General features: G+C 66.3%; 18 protein-coding genes and 2 pseudogenes. 5 read left to right on the forward strand and 15 right to left on the reverse strand.

All coding sequences use genetic code 11. The features are described from left to right. Positions 1 to 140 precede the first annotated feature (140 nt). From KBY93_RS14525 to KBY93_RS14565, 9 genes are all read right to left on the reverse strand, one after another. Complete coding sequence (locus KBY93_RS14525) at positions 141 to 800, reverse strand: Na(+)/H(+) antiporter subunit B (protein WP_255095146.1); 660 nt, start codon at positions 798 to 800, stop codon at positions 141 to 143. Continuing rightward, the gene (locus KBY93_RS14530) at positions 797 to 1,321 is read right to left on the reverse strand and encodes a hydrogenase subunit MbhD domain-containing protein (RefSeq protein ID WP_255095147.1); all 525 of its coding nucleotides are present in this window, start codon (positions 1,319 to 1,321) and stop codon (positions 797 to 799) included. Before KBY93_RS14530 ends, KBY93_RS14525 begins: the two co-directional genes overlap by 4 nt. Beyond that, positions 1,318 to 1,626, reverse strand: a complete 309-nt coding sequence (locus KBY93_RS14535; protein WP_255095148.1) for a monovalent cation/H(+) antiporter subunit G — start codon at positions 1,624 to 1,626, stop codon at positions 1,318 to 1,320. The genes KBY93_RS14530 and KBY93_RS14535 overlap by 4 nt, the downstream gene beginning before the upstream one ends. Then, positions 1,626 to 1,874 carry a hypothetical protein gene (locus tag KBY93_RS14540; protein WP_255095149.1) on the reverse strand — a complete coding sequence of 83 codons (249 nt, stop codon included), beginning with the start codon at positions 1,872 to 1,874 and terminating at the stop codon, positions 1,626 to 1,628. Before KBY93_RS14540 ends, KBY93_RS14535 begins: the two co-directional genes overlap by 1 nt. Continuing rightward, the gene (locus tag KBY93_RS14545; protein ID WP_255095150.1) at positions 1,871 to 2,290 is read right to left on the reverse strand and encodes a Na+/H+ antiporter subunit E; all 420 of its coding nucleotides are present in this window, start codon (positions 2,288 to 2,290) and stop codon (positions 1,871 to 1,873) included. The genes KBY93_RS14540 and KBY93_RS14545 overlap by 4 nt, the downstream gene beginning before the upstream one ends. Next, positions 2,287 to 3,789, reverse strand: coding sequence for a proton-conducting transporter membrane subunit (locus KBY93_RS14550; RefSeq protein ID WP_255095151.1), 1,503 nt, complete (start codon positions 3,787 to 3,789; stop codon positions 2,287 to 2,289). The genes KBY93_RS14545 and KBY93_RS14550 overlap by 4 nt, the downstream gene beginning before the upstream one ends. Beyond that, on the reverse strand, positions 3,789 to 4,163 hold the full coding sequence (locus KBY93_RS14555; protein ID WP_255095152.1) for a cation:proton antiporter subunit C: 375 nt from the start codon (positions 4,161 to 4,163) through the stop codon (positions 3,789 to 3,791). The genes KBY93_RS14550 and KBY93_RS14555 overlap by 1 nt, the downstream gene beginning before the upstream one ends. A 97-nt stretch (positions 4,164 to 4,260) precedes the next feature. Beyond that, the gene (locus KBY93_RS14560) at positions 4,261 to 5,028 is read right to left on the reverse strand and encodes a M23 family metallopeptidase (RefSeq protein WP_255095153.1); all 768 of its coding nucleotides are present in this window, start codon (positions 5,026 to 5,028) and stop codon (positions 4,261 to 4,263) included. A 54-nt stretch (positions 5,029 to 5,082) separates the two neighbouring features. Then, positions 5,083 to 5,790 (reverse strand): phytochelatin synthase family protein, encoded by a 708-nt coding sequence (locus KBY93_RS14565; RefSeq protein WP_255095154.1) that lies wholly within the window; start codon positions 5,788 to 5,790, stop codon positions 5,083 to 5,085. A gap of 83 nt (positions 5,791 to 5,873) precedes the next feature. Here KBY93_RS14565 and KBY93_RS14570 point away from each other — a divergent pair, with 83 nt between their 5' ends. Next, positions 5,874 to 8,615: a cyclic nucleotide-binding domain-containing protein gene (locus tag KBY93_RS14570; protein ID WP_255095155.1), complete on the forward strand. Its 2,742-nt coding sequence runs from the start codon at positions 5,874 to 5,876 to the stop codon at positions 8,613 to 8,615. 4 nt (positions 8,616 to 8,619) lie between these two features. On the opposite strand, the gene KBY93_RS14575 is transcribed toward KBY93_RS14570, so the two are convergent. The 3 genes and pseudogenes from KBY93_RS14575 to gltS form a co-directional block, all read right to left on the reverse strand. Continuing rightward, positions 8,620 to 8,817, reverse strand: a complete 198-nt coding sequence (locus KBY93_RS14575; RefSeq protein ID WP_255095156.1) for a hypothetical protein — start codon at positions 8,815 to 8,817, stop codon at positions 8,620 to 8,622. A gap of 65 nt (positions 8,818 to 8,882) precedes the next feature. Continuing rightward, positions 8,883 to 9,878, reverse strand: coding sequence for a type I glyceraldehyde-3-phosphate dehydrogenase (gap, locus tag KBY93_RS14580; RefSeq protein ID WP_255095157.1), 996 nt, complete (start codon positions 9,876 to 9,878; stop codon positions 8,883 to 8,885). Between the two features lie 70 nt (positions 9,879 to 9,948). Further along, positions 9,949 to 11,105: pseudogene (gene gltS, locus KBY93_RS14585) on the reverse strand (sodium/glutamate symporter). Between the two features lie 116 nt (positions 11,106 to 11,221). Between gltS and cax the strand changes: the two are divergent. Genes cax through KBY93_RS14605 form a run of 3 tightly spaced genes read left to right on the forward strand, consistent with a single transcriptional unit; the run spans position 11,222 to position 13,547 of the window. Beyond that, entirely contained in the window at positions 11,222 to 12,286 is a 1,065-nt protein-coding gene (cax, locus tag KBY93_RS14595) for a calcium/proton exchanger (RefSeq protein WP_255095159.1), read from the forward strand. 60 nt (positions 12,287 to 12,346) lie between these two features. Then, positions 12,347 to 13,240 (forward strand): amino acid ABC transporter substrate-binding protein, encoded by an 894-nt coding sequence (locus tag KBY93_RS14600; protein WP_255095165.1) that lies wholly within the window; start codon positions 12,347 to 12,349, stop codon positions 13,238 to 13,240. Between the two features lie 34 nt (positions 13,241 to 13,274). Further along, positions 13,275 to 13,547, forward strand: coding sequence for a hypothetical protein (locus KBY93_RS14605; protein WP_255095160.1), 273 nt, complete (start codon positions 13,275 to 13,277; stop codon positions 13,545 to 13,547). 241 nt (positions 13,548 to 13,788) lie between these two features. Here KBY93_RS14605 and KBY93_RS14610 read toward each other — a convergent pair whose 3' ends face one another. The 3 genes from KBY93_RS14610 to KBY93_RS14620 are packed head-to-tail and all read right to left on the reverse strand — an operon-like array spanning position 13,789 to position 17,650. Then, positions 13,789 to 15,327: an SGNH/GDSL hydrolase family protein gene (locus KBY93_RS14610; protein WP_255095161.1), complete on the reverse strand. Its 1,539-nt coding sequence runs from the start codon at positions 15,325 to 15,327 to the stop codon at positions 13,789 to 13,791. Between the two features lie 31 nt (positions 15,328 to 15,358). After that, a complete protein-coding gene (locus KBY93_RS14615; RefSeq protein WP_255095162.1) occupies positions 15,359 to 16,048 on the reverse strand; it encodes a hypothetical protein in 690 nt (229 codons plus the stop codon). Between the two features lie 42 nt (positions 16,049 to 16,090). Then, positions 16,091 to 17,650, reverse strand: a complete 1,560-nt coding sequence (locus KBY93_RS14620; RefSeq protein WP_255095163.1) for an NAD(P)/FAD-dependent oxidoreductase — start codon at positions 17,648 to 17,650, stop codon at positions 16,091 to 16,093. A 109-nt stretch (positions 17,651 to 17,759) separates the two neighbouring features. On the opposite strand from KBY93_RS14620, the pseudogene KBY93_RS14625 reads away from it, so the two are divergent. Further along, positions 17,760 to 17,930, forward strand: a pseudogene (locus KBY93_RS14625) (high light inducible protein); the annotation flags it as partial.

Here is a 17,930-nt window from a genome sequence, read left to right on the forward strand (position 1 = left end):
GCTCTGCAGCTGCTGAACTTCGTCCTCCGTGAGGACCAGCGGCGACATCGGACGGCCGACAGCCATGGAAAGACTCCCTCGGGAGACACTCCACATTCTATCAGTTATTTGCGGGACTGTACACTAGTGGGCAGCACCTCCTAAAGCAACCCCCGGTGGCGCACGAACAATTGCACCATCGCCCACGAGCCCAGGGTCACCTTGATCGCCACCAGCACATTCAGCAGGGGAATCCAGCCGCCGCTGGCCAGGCTGCCGAACTGCCCCGGCGGCAGCTGCAGGCCCCCCAGGGCCAGGGCTGCCAGCAGCACGAAGGCAATCACCGCCGCTTTCTCCCAGAGGTCGGCTCGATACTGGGAGTAGAGGCGATCGGAGAGGCTGGCTGAGCCGCTGATCAAACCCAGACCGATCGCTGTTCCGCCGGCAACGCCCGCCGCGAAGCCACCACCGGGTGAGAGATGGCCGCGCAGGGCCAGCTCCACGCCGATCAACGCCGCAATCGTGCCGCTCAGCTGGCAGAGCACCACCGACGGGGGGTCGTCGAGGCCTCGGACGCGGGCCTTGGCGGGCTCGCCGGCGAACAGGAAGCGCACGCCGATGGACGCCAGCGTGAACACCACCACCTCGGCGACCGTGTCGTACAGGCGGGTGTAAAGGATCACCCCCGACACCAGGTTCGGCACATCCGTCTGCTCGGCGATCGCGCTGATCAGTGGCATCACCTCCGCGGCTGGAGGCAGGGCAGCGGCCAGCGGCGCCAGGCAGAAGGCAGTAGCGGCCACCAGGTACAGCCAGGTCATGGGGTTTCCTCCAGCAGCAGCGCGCCGCCGCTGTCCTGCCAGGGGCGGTAGCCCTCCAGGCCCTGCAGCCGCTCCAGCAGCAAGGGGTTCAGCAGCACCAGGGCCGGACCCGGCGCGAGGCGGCCATGGCAGCCGGATTCCTCGCCTAGGGCGTCCTCCTCGGGGGGCACCAGCCGCAGCCGCAGGCCCATTGGCTCCAGCCAGTCGCGCAGCAACCTCAGGCACTCTGCCGAGGGGGGCGCCTGATCGGGAAAGGTCAGTCGCAGCGCCATCGACGAGCGCAGCGCCACAGCATACAGCGTGGTGGAGAGCAGGGTGCCCACCAGGGCTTCGGTGATCGCCACGTCCGGCGCTCCCAGCAGGGCGTAGAGCAGGGTGGCCACCGAACCGAGAATGCCGCGCAGCACCAGCGTCTGATATGGGTTTGCCTGACTCACCAGCAGGATCGAGGTGAGCGGCAACAGGGCAGTGATCGGCAGGATCAGATCCAGCTCTCCGGCCAGATCAAATGGGCTGATCATCGTTGCTCTTCCACCGGTGTCCTGTCCCGCGCCGGCAGCGAGCAGGCGGCCAGCACGTAGCCGAAGATCGTGTTCCAGACGATCAACCCCAACAGCGCCAGGGTGAGCAGTGGCCATTGGCCAGGGATGCGCAGCAACAGGCCAAGCAGCATCAACGCCGAGCCGAGCGTGTCGGCCACCGAGAGGGCGTGCAATTTGCTCAGGTAGCTGCGGTTCTCCAGCAGCGGCCAACTGCCCCAGAACCAGAGGATCAGCCCCGCACCCAGCAGCAGCAGGCTGGTGTGATCAACCAGGGAGCCCTGCATCACTGCTCCACCTCCCGCAGCAGATTGGCCAGCAGCAACAGGCCTGCGTTGCCTGCGCTGAGCACGATCACCCCCACCAGCCCCAGCATCCAGTCGTCGCGCACCACAGAAACCACCAGGATGATCAGGGCAACCTTCGAGGAAACGCTGGAGAAGGCGGCCAGCCGGTGCCAGACGTTCGTGGGCCGGCAGGCGACCGCGATCGGGATCAACAGAGCCAGCACCATCCCCCAGAGCAGCACGGTCACAGCCGGGAACCGTCCTGCTTAGGGGCGGGCATCAGCGAGTGGATTCGATAGCGACGACCATCGTCCTCCAGGCCGAGCACGATCGTGAAGGGCGTCAACGTGATCCGGAACACATCTAGGAACACCAGCAGGGGCAGGGCGCGGTCGGTGGCGGGTTCACTGGCTTCGATCTCCACCACGGCCGGGGCAAAGATCAGGCGCAGGGCTTCTAGGTAGGCCTGCGGAATGGCCAGCAGGCTGCGGGCCGTGGCCAGCAGCAACGCCCCCAGCGGCATGGGCCGCGAGCGAGCCCGCGGCAGCAGCAGGGCAATCACCAGCCCGATAAGCAGGTTGAGCCAACTGAGATCGCTGGTGAGCAGACACCACAGCGCCAACCGGAAGGCGATGCTCAACAGGAGGGGCAAAAGGCGTCTCATCGGTTCAGGATCACCAGCAGGCCAGCCCCCACAACGCCGATGCCGCCGAGCAGATCGGAGAGGCGCTCCAGTTCCGGCAGCCGCCAGCGTTCCCTCAGCCGCAGCCACTCCAGCAGGCGGTGCAGCCCCCAGCCCCCGAGCAGAACCAGCGCGGCCGTAGCCGTGGCGGACGCCAGTGCCGGGCCCCAGGGGAGTGCCACGACTCCGAGCACCACCAGGGCCAGCAGCAGCAGCAGCACTCCCGGCGACCAGGAAGGATCCGTGCCGGGATCACTTGCCAGCTCCAGCTGGGGCTCACGGCTGAGGGGCGCGCCCCAGAGACGCCCGTACACCGCTGCCGTGCCCACGCTCAGAAGGGTGACCGCCAGAGCCAGCGGTCCGTGCAGCGCCCCATCAAGGCTGCTCTTGGCGGCGTAGCCAGCCAGTGGCGGCACGCCCACGATCGAGAACGAACCGATCCAGAGCGGCCACCACACGCCGGCGGGCAGCGGCCTGGTGGCCCAACCCTGCAACGCACGACTGGGAAAGCGCCGCGCCACGAGGAACAGGGCCGCCTTGGCGAGGCCATGGGCAAGGGCATAGATGCCCCCGGCCACCGGTGCCAGCGCCACCAGACCCATCTGCGACAACGTGCTCCAGGCCAGCAGGCGTTTGGCGTCGGTATCGGCGAGGGCGAACAGCAGGCCGAGCACGGTGCTTGCCAGGCCGATGATCGTGATCACCTCCCCAAGAGCCGGAACGGTGCTGGTCAGCCGCAGAAGGGGGGCGATGCCGGCACAGACAACCACGCCGGAGAGCAACGCCGACACTTCCGCCGGGGCTTCGGCATGGGTGAGCGGCAGCCAGAGACCGGAGAGAAAAAGGCCCGACTTGGTGAGCAGACCCACCAGCAGCAGGGCCAGCGCGGCGATGCTGCTGGTGCCCGCCACCTCTTCGAAGCGGAAGCTGCCCTGCTCGAGATACACCAGCGCCGCGCCGATCAGAAACAGCGTCATCACTGAGTTGCCGATCAGTAGATAGCGCAGTGCCACCCACATCGACCGCTCAGAGCGGCTGCTCAGGATCAGCAGAAAGGCGCTGATCCCCACAACCTCGAGCGTCACGTAGAGGCTGATCAGATCCACCACCACGAAGGCGGAAGACAGACCGCCGTGCAGCACCATCAGCAGCAGGAACGGCCCAGGCATCGGCCGCCGCCAGCTGTCGAGCACCACCGCACCGCACACCAGGGCGTTGAGCAGCAGGAAAGGGGCAGCGAAAGCATCCGGCTGCAAGGCCACCCCGTAGTCACCGAGCAGATCGAAGGCGGGCGGCAGGCCGCCGAGCTGGATCGCGGCGGCCACGGCGCCGGTGGCGAGGCAGCAGAGCAGGGCCAGCCAGCGCGCCAGGGGCGGCAGCACAGCCGCCAGAAACGCCGTCAGAAACGGCAGCAGCAGCCAGCCGATCAGAATCGTCCGGGCGGAGAGCGCCGCCGTAAGCGTCGTAGTGAGGGCCGTCATCAACGGCGGCCACCTGTTTCGAAGCTGGACAGATCAAGGGTGGGGTCGATCCGCGACAGCCGGGTGATCACCACCAGCAGCAGGGCCTGGATCGAGAGGCCGATCACGATTGCTGTGAGGATCACCGCCTGGGGGACTGGATCAGCCCAGGCTGTGAAGCCGACTCCGGTGCCAGTGCCGGTGCCGCTTGCCGTGAGGATCGGGCTGCGCAGTCCGGAACGAGCACCCACCAGCACGAACAGGGCCACCACAGCGGACCCCATCACGTCCATGGAGAGCACCTTGAGGAACAGGTTGCGACGCAGCAGCAGGCCGACGAAGCTAGCCAGCACGGCCGCCAGGATCAGCAGTTCGAGCAGCCGGAACGGATCCATGAACTGGTTTGCACCCGGGGGTTGCCGGACTAGCTGGGCACTGATGGTAGCGATGGCCACCTGAGATCAGCCGAGCGCTTGCAGCACCAGAACCTGCTCAGGGGCGGATGTCCCCAGCGATGGCGCCACCGGGAGGCGGTGCGGGCAGCAAGGGTGTGGGATCCACCGCCACCAGTCCCTGAGGCTGCCGTTGGCGCATCTCCAGGTGCAGGTGCGGCGTGCTGGCGTTGCCGCTCTGGCCCACCGTTCCCAGGGGTTGTCCGGCCCGCACGCTCTCGCCCGGATCCACCGAGGCATTCAGCAGATGGGCGTAGAGACTCGACCAGCCGGCGCCGTGATCGATCAACACCGTCAGGCCGTAGCCAGCGATCACATCGACCCGCTGCACCCGGCCCGCCTTCACGGCCAGCACGGCGGTGCCCTCAGGCGCGATCAGATCCACTCCGGTGTGCATCCGCCAGGCCCCACGCGCTGAGGAGTAGCGCCAGCCCCAGGGGTCCTGCTCGCTGGCCGCGAGGCCAAGGGGATAGTGCAAAGGCCCAGGTGGCCTCGACGCGACATCGCCAGGCCCGGAAGGTTGGTCATGCTGAGCTAGATCCCCCACCGGCACCACTCGGGGAACAGTCGATGGCCGCTCGGGCCTGGAGGTCGTCGGCGCCGACATCGGCAATGGCGTGGGCGCAACCATGGCAGGCGGAAGCAAGGCCTCCGGCCAGGGGTCGTCCTCAGACCCCGCCCCGCTGGCCGAGTCGGGGATCAGTGGCTCGGCAAGTGGGGCCGCGTTGATCGGGGCTGCGCTGGCGGCAAAGCCAAGAAAGCCGAGCAGCAACAGCGCCGAAGCCAGCCGGGAGCGTGCAGGGGCCATCTAACGCGCGCGATGCAGACGCGTTGTACCGCCTCCTGGGCTCTGAAGCTCCCCTCAGATCCGCCGCACCACCACCACGCCGCGGCTGCGGCCGGAACTGCTGTCGGTGGTGCGGATCGCCTGCCAGAGATCCGCCAGGGGCACCCACACCGACGGGTAGCGATAGCGGGCCACATCCAGGATCAGCACCCGATCAGTGGCGGCGTGGTACGCGGCCAGCGGGGAGATGTGGCCGCCGCCGGCCTGGCCGAGAGACGGGCGGAGATAGTTCACCAGCAGGCGATCACCGGGCTCGTTGAGGTTGCTGCGCACCAGCAGCCGGAACTGGGCCAGGCTCAGCCGATCACCGTGGATGGCCCGGGCCTGCACCCCATGGCTGGTCAGCAGGGCGCCCAGTTCCTGCAGGGTCATCCCCTGGCGGGCCACAATTTCGGGGCTCAGCACCGCCCTGGTGGCGGCGGGCTCGAAAACGTTCTCCTGTGTCCAGAACCGGTAGCTGCCATAACCCGCCGCCGCCGGGGCCGGCACCGCCAGGCTGTTGAGCACCATCACCATGCTGGCCACGCCGCAGTAGGCAAGATTGGCCTGGGTGAGGAACTGTTCGGCCAGCGGTCCGTAGTCGGCCCGATCAACGCTCTGCAGCAGCAGGGTCTGGCCCTGGGGCTCAGGCAGGGCAATGGTGCTGCCCGGCTGGGCCAGGGCGGCGGGGCCCAGGGGCAGCATCGCCAACAGAGCGAAACCGAGCCCTCCCCAGACTGCCACGGTCGCCCGGCGCCGCTGCCCTCTCGGCCTGAGGCAGGACCCGGTGGCTCGGCCTAGGGTTCGCCCCATTGCATCGATGGTGGATGGCCTTCGAGGTGTCGGAAACACGGATGCGCGGTGTGCGCTGGATTCTCACCAGCGCCTGGCTTCTGATCATCGCCTCCCTTTTCTACGACCCCTGGACGCCGCGTTTCACCGATGCGGATCACCCCTGGAGCCCCCTGCGCCTGCCCGAGGGATGCGTGGCGGTGCAGGGCGTCTGCCTGAGCGAAACCCCCTATCCCCTTGGCACCACGCTGTTCTGGGGCGTGGTGGTGCCGGCGGCGGTGCTGATTCTGCTGCTGTTCGGCCATGAGCTCTGGCGGCGGATCTGTCCACTCTCCTTCCTCTCCCAGATCCCCAGGGCCCTTGGCTGGCAGCGTCAGCGCACCAAGGTCAACGCGCGCACCGGAGAGCGCCGCCAGCAGCTGGCCAAGGTGTCAAACGACTCCTGGCTGGCCCGTCACTATTCCCAACTGCAGTTCGGCTGGCTGTTCGTTGGACTGTGCGGAAGAATCCTCTTCTTCAATGCCGACCGGCTGGTGCTGGCCGGCTGGTTGCTGTTCACGATCGCCGCCGCCATCAGCGTGGGCTGGCTCTACGGCGGCAAGGCCTGGTGCCAGTACTTCTGCCCGATGGCGCCGGTGCAGAGCGTCTACTCCACCCCGGCAGGATTGCTCGGCAGCAAGGCCCACCTGAGCGAGCAGCCGATCACCCAGTCGATGTGCCGCACCGTGCTGCCCGACGGCACTGAACAAAGTGCCTGCGTGGCCTGCCAGCAGCCCTGCATCGACATCGACGCTGAGCGGATGTACTGGACACGGCTGAGCACCGGCTCATTTGCCTTCGAGCGCTATGCCTACGTGGGCCTGGTGGTGGGCTATTTCCTCTACTACTACCTGTACGCCGGCAGCTGGGACTACTACTTCTCGGGGGCCTGGCTGCGCCAGAGCGATCAATTGTCGATGCTGCTGCGGCCGGGTCTGTTTCTCTTCGGCCAGAGCCTGAACGTGCCCCGGCTGGTGGCGGTGCCGCTGGTGCTCGGACTGTTCACCTGGCTGGGGGTGCGCCTTGGCTTCTGGATCGAGCGCAGCAGCCGCTGGGGGCGGCATCGGATCTTCGTGCTGGCTACCTTCCTAGTCTTCAACTTCTTCTTTCTGTTCTCCGGCCGGCCCCTGCTGCTGCTGCTGCCCCCCTGGGTTCAGACCCTCTTCGATGCGGTGGTGGTGGCGGTGAGCAGCCTCTGGCTCTACCGCTCATGGGAACGCAGCTCCGATCTGCACCAGCGCGAAAACCTGGCCAGCCGCTTCCGCCGCCAGCTGGAGAAACTCGATCTCGATGTGGGGCGCTACCTCGATGGGCGCCAGCTTGCCGACCTCAGCCCCCATGAGGTGTATGTGCTCGCCAAGGTGCTGCCCGGCTTCACCCGCGAGAAGCGTCTGCAGGTGTACAAGGAGGTGGTGCGGGAGGCCCTGCAGGAGGGCTACGCCAATGCATCGAGCAGCCTCGAGCTTCTGGGCCAGATGCGGCAGGAGATCGGCATCACCGACGAGGAGCACAGCCTGCTGCTCGAATCGGTGGGGGTCGAGGATCCGGATCTGCTCGATCCCGACAACCGCCGCAGCCTTGAGGATCAGATCCGCCTGAGCGGTTACACCAAATCGCTGGAGCGGTTGATGCTGCTCAAGAGCCGCCAGGCCGATCCTGAGGTGATCCGCAACCTGCGGAGCCAGTACTCGATCACCCCGGACGAGGAAGCCAGCGTGCTCGAAGGCCTCGACCCCAGCGCCACTGCGCAGCACAAGCTGGAGGCGATGCTGTCCCGTTTCGCCGAGCTCCGGCAGGCCCGCAGGAGCCTGTTGCAACCGGTGCTGGCGGATCAGGTGTTGGTGCGCGATCTGCTGGCCCAGTCCCTGCTGCAGCGCCAGGACCTGAGTGTGCGCGCCATGCTCACCGGGCTGGCGGAGTTGAAGGATCAGCCCGAGGCCCTGGAATGGGCGGACCGGCTGCGAGGCCTGAGACCGGTCAATCTGCCCCTGGTGCTGGCTGAGGGCGGCTGGGAGAAGCAACTCTCAGCGCCAGTACTTGCACTCCTACGTCAGGAGCCGCAAGGCGACGCTGATGAGCCGCAGTCCTATCCCCTCGCCGCAACCCTCGCCAGCCTTGAAGCACTGATGCAGGAGCGCACTCCCCTGCTGCGGGCCTGTGCCTTGTTCCTGCTGGCGCGGCTCGATCTGAACCGTGCCCGGTTCCTGGCCAGTGGCCTCGAGCCTGCCGCCGCTCCCGCTCCACTGGCGGAGGTGCTCAAGCCCCTGAAATCACCGACAGCACCGGCCCCAGAGCTTGAGGATCTGCCGGAGCTGGAGCTGCGGGCCTACCTGGCCGCCAGCGATTTCTTCTCAGGCACCAGCCATGACAGCCTGGAGCAGCTGGCAGCGGTTTCGGAGCTGCGCTGCTTCTCGGACGGGGAGCTGATCACCGAAACCGGTGACACCTGCCGTGAATTGCTGGTGCTGATCAGCGGCAAGGCGGCGGTTCGCTATCAGGACGCCAGCGGCATCCGCCTCGATCCACTCAAGCCCGGTCAGGTGCTCGACGAATTGGAGGTGCTCAGCCACAGCGCCTCGGAGAACACGATCGTGGCGCAGGAGGAGGGAACCCGGCTGCTGGCGGTGCCGGTGGATGGCTTCGATGCAGTGCTCGAGCGTGACCACGACTTCGCCCGACGGGTGCTGGAGCTGGAAAGCCGCCATCTGCAGAGCCTGATGCGCTCGCTGCAGAGCTGAGGGATCAGCGGCCTCTTGCGTCCATCCCGGGAACCACATCCCAGTGATGGCCAGCAAGCAGGGCTTGGGCCTGCTCCGGGTTGAGCAGCTTGGCGTTGTGATAACCCCCCGTCACACTGCCCTGGCGGTTGCGCAGCACAAGAGCACGGTCATGACCGGGAGCGCGGCTCATGCGCCGGACCAGCAGGGTGGGGAACTCCATCGGGGGTTGCGGCACAGGAGTCCTGCAAGGTTCAATCAACCGCAGATCCCCGTATTGGCCAGCCCTCAGGCGCAGATGTGACGGATCAGGTCGAGGCATTTGCAGGAATAGCCCCACTCGTTGTCGTACCAGGCCACCACCTTCACGAAGGTGTCGGTCAGGGCGATACCGGCGCCGGCGTCGAACACCGAGGTGCAGGGTTCACCAATGAAATCCGAGGAGACCACATCCGCCTCCGTGTAGCCCAACACCCCGGCCATCGAGCCCGCGGCGGCCGCCTTCATGGCGTCCTTGATGGCCTGGTAGCTGGTGGGACGCTCCAGATTGACGGTGAGATCAACCACCGACACATCCGGGGTGGGCACGCGGAAGGCCATGCCCGTGAGCTTTCCGTTTAGGGAGGGGATCACCTTGCCCACGGCTTTCGCGGCGCCGGTGGAGGAGGGAATGATGTTCTGGCCGGCGCCGCGACCACCGCGCCAGTCCTTGGCGGAGGGACCATCCACCGTTTTCTGGGTGGCGGTCATGGCATGGACAGTGGTCATCAACCCGTCGCGGATGCCGAAGTTGTCGTGCAGCACCTTGGCGATCGGGGCCAGGCAGTTGGTGGTGCAGGAGGCATTGGAGACGATGTCCTCACCGGCATAAGAGTGGTGGTTCACCCCCATAACGAACATCGGCGTTTCGTCCTTAGAAGGGGCCGAGAGCACCACCTTCTTGGCGCCCGCAACGATGTGGGCCCTTGCCGAAGCGTCGGTGAGGAACAGGCCGGTGGATTCGAGCACCACATCGGCGCCAACGCCCCCCCAGTTCAGGGCCGCCGGATCCCGCTCGGAGGTCACCCGGATCACCTTGCCGTTGACGATCAGCTGGCCGTCGCGAGTTTCCACTTCGCCGCGGAAACGTCCGTGGGTGGAGTCGTAGCGAAGCATATAGGCGATGTAATCGAGCTCGATCAGATCGTTGATCGCCACCACATCGATCCCCTCGATCTCGAAGCTGCGGCGAAACACCAGGCGGCCGATGCGCCCGAATCCGTTGATCCCCAGTGCAATCCCCATCGTCAGGCTCCCTCGATCGGTCGTGCTGCAGCCGCTCAGCCTACCGGCTGCCCCCAAAACGACCCCCTCGTCAGCCGAGCCAGTTGAGGAAGCGCTGGATCACCACGGCGTTGCTGATGTCAACGAAGAAGCCCGACACCAGCGGCACGATGATGAAGGCCTGGGGTGAAGGCCCGTAGCGGTGGCTCACCGCCGCCATGTTGGCCATCGCGGTGGGGGTAGCCCCCATGGCGAACCCGCCGAAGCCGGAGCAGATCACCGCGGCATCGTAGTTCGCGCCCATGGCGGGGAACACCACCATCACCGCGAACAGCACAGCAACAAGGAACTGGGCGGCAAGGATCATCAGGATCGGCCCCGCCAGCTCGGCGATGGTCCAGAGCTGCAGGCTCATCAGCGACATGGTCAGGAAGATTCCCAGGGAGATCTCCGCCACCACAGAAAGCGAACGGGTCTGCGCCGGCCAGCAGAGGCGGGGGATCAGGCGCGGCACCGTGTTGGTGAGCAGGATGGCGCCGAACAGGGCGCAGACGAACTGCGGCAGGTTGCTGCCCATGGCCTGCAGGGCGGTGTGGAGCACGTCCCCCAGTGCCAGGCTCATGTTCAGCCAGAACAGGGTGCGCAGCAGGCTGAAGAAATCCACCGGCCGCTGATCAGCTGGGGTGTCGGCCCGCTCGCTCGGCCCGCTCGCGGGATCAAAGCGCAAGCGATGGCGGCGGATCAGGAACCGGGCCACGGGGCCTCCCATCAACGAGGCCAGCACCAGACCCAGGGTGGCGCAGGCGATGGCGATCTCCATGGCGTTGTCGATGCCGTGATCCCGGGCGAACCGCGGCGCCCAGGCGATCGCTGTGCCATGCCCCCCCAGCAACGACACCGACCCCCCAGCAGTCCCTTCAGGGGAGAGATCCCCAGCAGGCTGGCGACCCCGACGCCGGTGATGTTCTGCAGGACCATGAAGGCCACGGTCAGGCCCACCAGCAGCAGCAGCGGCCGTCCACCCAACAACAGGGTCTTGACATCGGCATTGAGGCCAATCGTCGCGAAGAAATAGAGCAGCAGGAAATCCCTGGTGTCGAGGTTGAAGTTGATCTCCAGGCCACTCACGGCATGCACCAGGGCCAGCAGCAGACACACCAGCAGGCCACTGCTGACCGGCTCCGGAATGTTGTACTGGCGCAGGACGGCAAAGCGCTGATTCAGCCAGCGTCCGACCGCCAGCACCACGATGGCGATGTTGAACGTGGCAAAATCAGCGATCTCCAACCAGAAGCATCCTCTGCGTGCTGGCAGAGCCTACCGGCCTGGATCTGCACAGAATGGCGCCAGCAGGGCTCCCGCCAATGACAACCCGACGGCCCTTCGCCACGGCCCTTCTGGTGCTGGTGCCGCTCTCCCTGGCCGCTGAGCGACTGCACTGGGGCGAGACCGTGGTGTTCGTCTGCTCGGGGCTGGCCATCCTGCCGCTGGCGATCTGGCTGAGCACCGCGACAGAGAAGTTGTCCGTGGCCCTGGGTCCATCCCTTGGCGCCCTGCTCAATGCCGTTTTCGGCAATGCCTCGGAACTCATCATTGCCTTGGTGGCCCTGCGGGCCGGGCTGGTGGACATCGTCAAAGCCAGCATCACCGGCACGGTGATGGCCAACCTCCTGCTGGCCTTGGGGCTCTCAATGTTCCTGGGGGGGCTGGGGCGCAGCGAGCAGCGCTTCCAGCCCGTGGTGGCCCGGGTGAACGGTTCGGCCATGACCCTGGCGGTGCTGGCAATCCTGATCCCGAGCATTGCCGTGATCTCCACAGGGGCGGCATCGGAGCGGACCGAGGCCTTCTCGGGGTTCGTGGCTTGGGTGCTGCTGCTCGTATATGTGCTGACATTGATCTTCTCCCTGCGCACCCACCGGGCCCTCTACGAGGTGGCGGAGGTTGAGTGCGGCGATGAGGAGTCAACAGCCAACCCCATCTCCTGGCTGCTGGTGTTGATCGGGGCAACCACGGCCCTGGCGCTGGTATCAGAGATCTTCGTTGGGGTGGTGCAGTCGGTGACAACCCAGCTCGGGCTCACGGATCTGTTCACAGGGGTGGTGCTGCTGCCGCTGCTGGGGGGAGCGGCTGAGTTCCTCACGGCGATCACCATGGCCCGGCGTAATCAGATGGACCTGGCCGTGTCCGTCGCGATGGGTTCCACCCTGCTTGTGGCCCTGCTGGTGGTGCCGGTACTGGTGCTGGCGGGGCCCTTGCTGGGACATCCGTTGGACCTCAGCTTCGAGCTCTATGAGCTGGTGGCGGTGATCACTGCGGTGCTGGTGAGCAATCTGGTGAGCCTCGATGGTCGCTCCGACTGGCTGGAGGGGGTGCTGCTACTGGCTGCTTATGTCATTCTTGCTGCAGGTCTTTACTTCAAAGCCCTTTGATTTGTGGCTTTGATCTATGCTGATCATGGTGCAATCTTGTTACTGAGTCGAGCCTTGCTGGTGAAACGTCTGCTCCCGCTGCTGCAACTCCTCGCTGCTCTGGCCCTGGTGGGTCCGGCATCCGCCGGTTCCCTGCTGGAGTCGGTGGCGGCCTCGGGCGTGCTGGTGGGGGGGACCAGCCGGGATGCGTTCCCCTTCGCTTACCAGAACGAGGAGGGTCAGCTGGTGGGCTACTCGATCGACATGATGAACCTGATCCGGGAGGAGATCGAGCGCCAGACGGGCCGCCCGATCCAGCTGAAGCTGGTGCCGCTGGAGACCGACCAGCGACTCTCCAGCCTGGAGTCGGGGGCGGTGAACCTGGTCTGTGATGCCAGCAGCTTCACCTGGAGCCGGGATGAAAAGGTGGATTTCTCCGTGAGTTACGGCATGACCGGCACCCAGTTGCTGGTACCACGGGGCTCGGGGCTTTCCTCCCCGGAGTCCCTGGCGGGGAAGCGGGTGGGAGCCCTGCCGCGCACCACCAGTGCCCTGGCGGTGGCCAGTCGCCAGCCGACGGCCTCGGTGGTGCTGCTCAAGGACCGCCAGGCGGGCTATGAGGCCCTCCAGCAAGGCCGCATCGATGCCTTCGCCGACGACGGCATGTTGCTCTACGCCTGGCTACAGCGTCAGGGAGGTCAGGCTCCCTTCGAGGTGTCGGATCACACCTACTCCAGGGAAGGCATCGCCTGCATGCTGCCCCAGAACAATGCGTCCTTCCAGCGGGTGGTGGACCTGGCCCTGATCCGCTACATGCAGGGATACCTGCGCCACCAGCCCAGGGAGCGGGGCATCTTCGATCGCTGGTTCGGTCCCCAGGGCAAAACACCCCTGACCCAGGACGTCACTGGTCTGTTCACCGAAACCATGCAGTTGATGGTTGACTTCAAGGAAGAGGTGCCGACCAGACCCTGAGACGGTTCGGTTCCACCCTCCTGACCGTCCTGTGTTGTCCACCATGCTTCGATCCTTCGGCGGCCTCACGGCCGCTCTGCTGCTGGGAGCCCTTCCAGTCAGCGCCGGTTCCGTCACGGCCGATTCGATCATCGACCAGGACAGTGCCCTTCAACAGGCCACCAGCCAGGTTCCTGAGGGTGCCACGGTGACCGGCAGCCGTTGCCAGGAGATCGTGATGCCCGGCAACAGCTTCCGGTACCGCTGCAGCGTGGAGTTCACCACCACCCCTCCTGCAGCCAACCCCGCACTTCCACCCGCTCCCTAAGCCCGGGCCGCCCGATTGAATGCCCCAGGATCCCGACGACCTCCAGCTGGCTGATGCGCCCTCCCGACCTCTGGGCCTGCGGGTTCTGGCAGGGGTCGGGGCTCTGGCCTTTGCCTTGATCGCGGTCAATCTGGCCGTGGTGATCGTGCGCATGCTGCTGGAAACCACACCGGAGCCGAAGCCCCGCTCGCTCCCACCGGTTGCTGACGAAAGGCTGGCAGCCCCATTCCAACCCCCAAGCTCAACCCAGCGACAGATCCTCCTCGGCGATCACCCCGCTGATCCGGCCGGTCATGGTCGAAGCCTCCAGGCTGCTACCCAGCAGGAGGGCCTCCAGGCTGCCGCGGGCAAAGATCCCCAGACCATCGAGGCCGCGTCCGCCGGAGTCGGTGATGCGGGTGGGTGCCAGGGAAAGGTCGGCTGAGTCCACCCCCAGGATCACAATCCGGTCGAGGTCGTCGATCGCTTCAATCACATCCACTTTCTCCCCCAGCAGGTTGTTGGCTGCACCTGCATCGAACGGATTGGTGAGGAATTGATCACTGCTGATCACCAGGGTGTCAGCGTTTCCATCGACTGAAGAGAGAAAGATATTGGTTCCGAAGTCACCGAAGAGGACGTCGGATCCGAGCCCGCCCCTGATCAGATCGCGCCCCCGGCCTCCGCGGATCAGGTCGTCGCCCTGGCCACCCACCAGGAGATCGTGGCCCCCATTGCCCAGGATCAGGTCGTCGCCCTGGTTGCCGAAGAGGCGATCGTCCCCAGCCAGGCCCCGCAGGGTGTCGTGACCGCCCAGGCCCCTGAGTTGATCCAGGTCCGCGCTGCCCAGCAGCAAGTCATCGGCCACAGCATCCCCGCTGAGCTCAACACCGCTGATGGCTGCATCGCCAGGCGCCACAGCCAGCTCTCCAGCCTCGTTCACCTGAAGGAGATGAACCAGCGGCAGGGGCATCGGTGCAGGGGCCCGCTCCGCTACCACCTGCTCAATGGCCTCCCCCCAGGCGACGGCCATGCGTTCAAAGGCCTGGCTCGAGGGATGCAGACCATCCAGCAGATCATTGCCGACGGCCTTGAACTGATCCACCACACGCAAGCCCAACTGGGAATAACGCAGATCCGGCAGGGCTTCGCGGATGAAGTCGTTGTACTCGCGCAGTTCCTGGAGCATCACGGAACTGATGGGGTCCTTCAGACCATCCAGGTTCCAGGCCTCGGTGATGTCGGGAATGGTGGCCACGATCAGCTCCAGTTGAAGCCCCTCCTTGGTGGCAAGACGGTTCACCTCGTCAAGGAAGGCCTTGAGGCGATCGATGGCGGCTTCGGCGATCCTGGTCTGCTGCTCACCCTGGCCATCGTTGTTGCGATCGCCGGCTGCGACTGCCCCATCCTTTCGCTCCACCACCTGGTGGACGATGTCATTGCTGCCGACCATCAGCAGCAGAACATTGATCGATTCCTGCTCTCTGGAGAAGTAGCTGGTGCTGATGGCTTGATCCAGGTCCTGGAACAGTCCGTCGCGAATCGCGCCCTGAGGCCCTTCGTTGGCCTGGAGCGACACATAAGTCCTGCCGCCGATCACGGAATCGGCCCGTGAGATCCCCCAGCCGGGCCGTCCCCAGTGGTCGCGGTCGGGCGCTGTGTCGCCTGACTGGGAATAGCGACCGACGAAATTGGGGCTGAGGCCGAAGGAGCTCAGCAGCTCGTCGAGCGGTTTGCGGTAGCCACCTGGAACGTTGAAACCATGGGTGATCGAATCACCCATCGGCATGATCGTCAGCATGATCGGGTCATGGCCTGGTTCCGCCTGAGTCTCAGCGGCTGGGCTGCCAGTCGTCGGGTGGTTCGGGTTTGCTGGTGTCAGCCAGGGAGGGGAATGTGCTGCGGGTCAGTGCCAGCACCTCCTGGCGCACCATGGCGCGGAAGCTGGCAGCGGCTTCCGCATCGAGCACCGGATAGCTCATGGGGTTCTCCACCGTTTCAGAGCGCAGAGACTTCCAGCTGGAAGTTCCGCTCTGGCGGATGGCCTCCAGCGCCCCGGGGAAATCAAAGGAGAGGGTTTCGCCACTGGCGGCGGCGGCTTCGATCCAGCGCTCCCGGGCGGGAGTGATTGCCTTTGCCTTGATGGTGTCGGGCAGGCCCAGCACCGGTTCGTAATAGGCCAGGGCTCGCAGCTCCTCTTCCAGCACGATCGGCCAGGCCCCGATGCGGCCGTTCTCCAGACCCGCCTCGACGGGGCTGCTACGCATGGCCTCGAGCTGGGCGGTCAGCCAGCGGTAATGGGATTTTTCCTGGATGCTCTTGCGCCCTCCACCCTTGCCATGGGCGACGGGTCTGGGCAGGGCCGCCTCGGCCTGGCGCAGGAACACCCGGTCCTCCCGCTCCAGGTTGATCGCACCCCAGCGCTGGCGATATTCCCAGAGCTCTTCGTACTTCCTGAGATCCTCGGGCGACCAGCCCAGGGCCTTCAGTTCGTCCACCCGGTTGTCACTGACCTTCAGCACCCGCTGATCTGTCGCACTGGAGGAACAGTACGTGCCCTGGGCTCAGGCCCTGAGCAATTCAAGGTTCTCCAGCAGGGCCCGGTGCTGGGAAATGGGAATGAAGCCATGGGCGGCCATCGCCCCACTGACGGCAACCGGCGGCACCCCGATGCCAGGAAACACTCCGGCTCCGCAGAGGCTGAGCCCCTCGATCGGGGTGGATCCGGAGGGGAAGACGCCCTGGTCGGCCCCCAGGGCGGGGCCGTAGCTGCCCTGATGCACCCGCAGGAAGCGTTGATGGGTGCGGGGGGTGCCGTGGAGCTCGATCACCAGGCGCTCCTCCAGGTTGGGCACGATCCCGCCTAACACCTGGCGGAACAGGGCGCAGCGTTCGCGTTTGAGGCTCTCGTATGCCTCCGTTCCCGGCTCCAGGTCGCGCCATAGCTCCCAGGGTTCGTTGGCGGGGGTGTAGCCGTGCAGCCCATGGTGACCCTTGGGGGCAAGGGAGGGATCCAGCAGCGAGGGCATCGACAACACCAGCATGTTGCGCTCGGCGCCGATGCCCCGCTCCCAGTCGCCCACCCAGACGTGGTGAACCGGCAGACCCTGGAGCCCCTCGCCGCGCAGGCCCATGTGCAGGTGCAGAAAGCTGGCGCAGGCCGGGGTGGACGCCCGCTGCTGGCGCCAGCGGGCGTTGAGGGATCCGGGCGGCAGCAGGGCGAGGGTGTCCCAGGGGCTGGCGTTGCTCACCACTCCCCTGCGGGCGCGAATCAACCGACCGTCCTCCAGGCGCACCCCTCGCGCGCCACCCCCCTCCAGGGTGATCTCGGCCACGGGGCAGCTGGTGTGAAGCGCTCCGCCGTGGCGCTGCAGGCCTCGCACCAGAGCAGCCACCACGGCAGGGCTGCCGCCGATGGGGTACTCAAGGCAGGCACCGGGATCGAACCAATCGGCGAAGAGTGTCGACATGGCGGCGGCGCTGGTCTGATCCATCGGCAAGCCGGAGATCAGGAAACAGAGCAGATCCACCCAATGGAGCAGGAAGGGATCGCGCAGGTGGCGGCGTGCCATCGGCCCGAAGGCGCCCCCCAGGGCGGCCAGCCTCGGGGCCAGCCTGGCCAGCCGGGCGGAGCGGCGGGCACCAAGCACTGCGGCCATGCCCAGGCCCGGGCGCATCGCCAGCAGGGGCAGGGCCAGGGCGGCCTCGCTGTAGGGCCGGAGCCAGGCCATGAAGGCGCTCCATTCATCGGCGGCCGCCATCCCCCGCAGCTCGCAGACCGTGGCGCGGAAGGGCTCAGGGCCCACACCGACCCGCATAGAGCCCTCCGGCAGCAGCAGACCCCAGTCGTGATAAGTAGCGACCGGCACCGTTTCGCCAAGGGCCCGCAGAACCTGGGCCAGGGGATTGCTGCTGGGCCAGCGGCCCAGTCCGCTCCAGAGGGACGGCCCAGATTCGAATTGAAAGCCGCGCCGCTCGAAGCCATGGGCTGCCCCGCCGGCACGATCGTGGGCCTCAAGCACCACCACATCGAGGCCATGGAGAGCAGCCAGGCCGGCGCAACAGAGCCCACCAAGGCCGCTGCCGATCACGACCAGATCACAACTGGAGGATGGGGCGGACACGTGCGGGACGGTGGGATCGGACTTTGATGATGGCGAGCCGACGGAACCAAGGCGGCTGTAATAATCCGCAATATTGTGTTACAGTCTCTTCATCAACACCAGACACCCCATGGCCCAAGCCACCGCCACCGCCCCCAACTCGGCTCCTGTCAGCGCCAGCGAGCGCGCCACCATCCGCGGCGCCACCGTCACCACCGAAGACGGTGGCCGCCTCAATGCCTTCGCCACCGAGCCCCGTATGGAAGTGGTGAGCGCCGAGAGCGGCTGGGGTTTCCACGAG

Origin of the sequence: Synechococcus sp. J7-Johnson, from assembly GCF_024345795.1 — a bacterium.
Taxonomy (GTDB): domain Bacteria; phylum Cyanobacteriota; class Cyanobacteriia; order PCC-6307; family Cyanobiaceae; genus Regnicoccus_A.

Excerpts from the sequence above, each read along its gene's own strand:
- KBY93_RS14525 (WP_255095146.1), bottom strand. The coding sequence starts at position 800 with ATGACCTGGCTGTACCTGGTGGCCGCTACTGCCTTCTGCCTGGCGCCG.
- KBY93_RS14530 (WP_255095147.1), bottom strand. The coding sequence starts at position 1,321 with ATGATCAGCCCATTTGATCTGGCCGGAGAGCTGGATCTGATCCTGCCG.
- KBY93_RS14535 (WP_255095148.1), bottom strand. The coding sequence starts at position 1,626 with ATGCAGGGCTCCCTGGTTGATCACACCAGCCTGCTGCTGCTGGGTGCG.
- KBY93_RS14545 (WP_255095150.1), bottom strand. The coding sequence starts at position 2,290 with ATGAGACGCCTTTTGCCCCTCCTGTTGAGCATCGCCTTCCGGTTGGCG.
- KBY93_RS14550 (WP_255095151.1), bottom strand. The coding sequence starts at position 3,789 with ATGACGGCCCTCACTACGACGCTTACGGCGGCGCTCTCCGCCCGGACG.
- KBY93_RS14555 (WP_255095152.1), bottom strand. The coding sequence starts at position 4,163 with ATGGATCCGTTCCGGCTGCTCGAACTGCTGATCCTGGCGGCCGTGCTG.
- KBY93_RS14560 (WP_255095153.1), bottom strand. The coding sequence starts at position 5,028 with ATGGCCCCTGCACGCTCCCGGCTGGCTTCGGCGCTGTTGCTGCTCGGC.
- KBY93_RS14570 (WP_255095155.1), top strand. The coding sequence starts at position 5,874 with ATGGCCTTCGAGGTGTCGGAAACACGGATGCGCGGTGTGCGCTGGATT.
- KBY93_RS14575 (WP_255095156.1), bottom strand. The coding sequence starts at position 8,817 with ATGGAGTTCCCCACCCTGCTGGTCCGGCGCATGAGCCGCGCTCCCGGT.
- gap (WP_255095157.1), bottom strand. The coding sequence starts at position 9,878 with ATGGGGATTGCACTGGGGATCAACGGATTCGGGCGCATCGGCCGCCTG.
- cax (WP_255095159.1), top strand. The coding sequence starts at position 11,222 with ATGACAACCCGACGGCCCTTCGCCACGGCCCTTCTGGTGCTGGTGCCG.
- KBY93_RS14610 (WP_255095161.1), bottom strand. The coding sequence starts at position 15,327 with ATGCTGACGATCATGCCGATGGGTGATTCGATCACCCATGGTTTCAAC.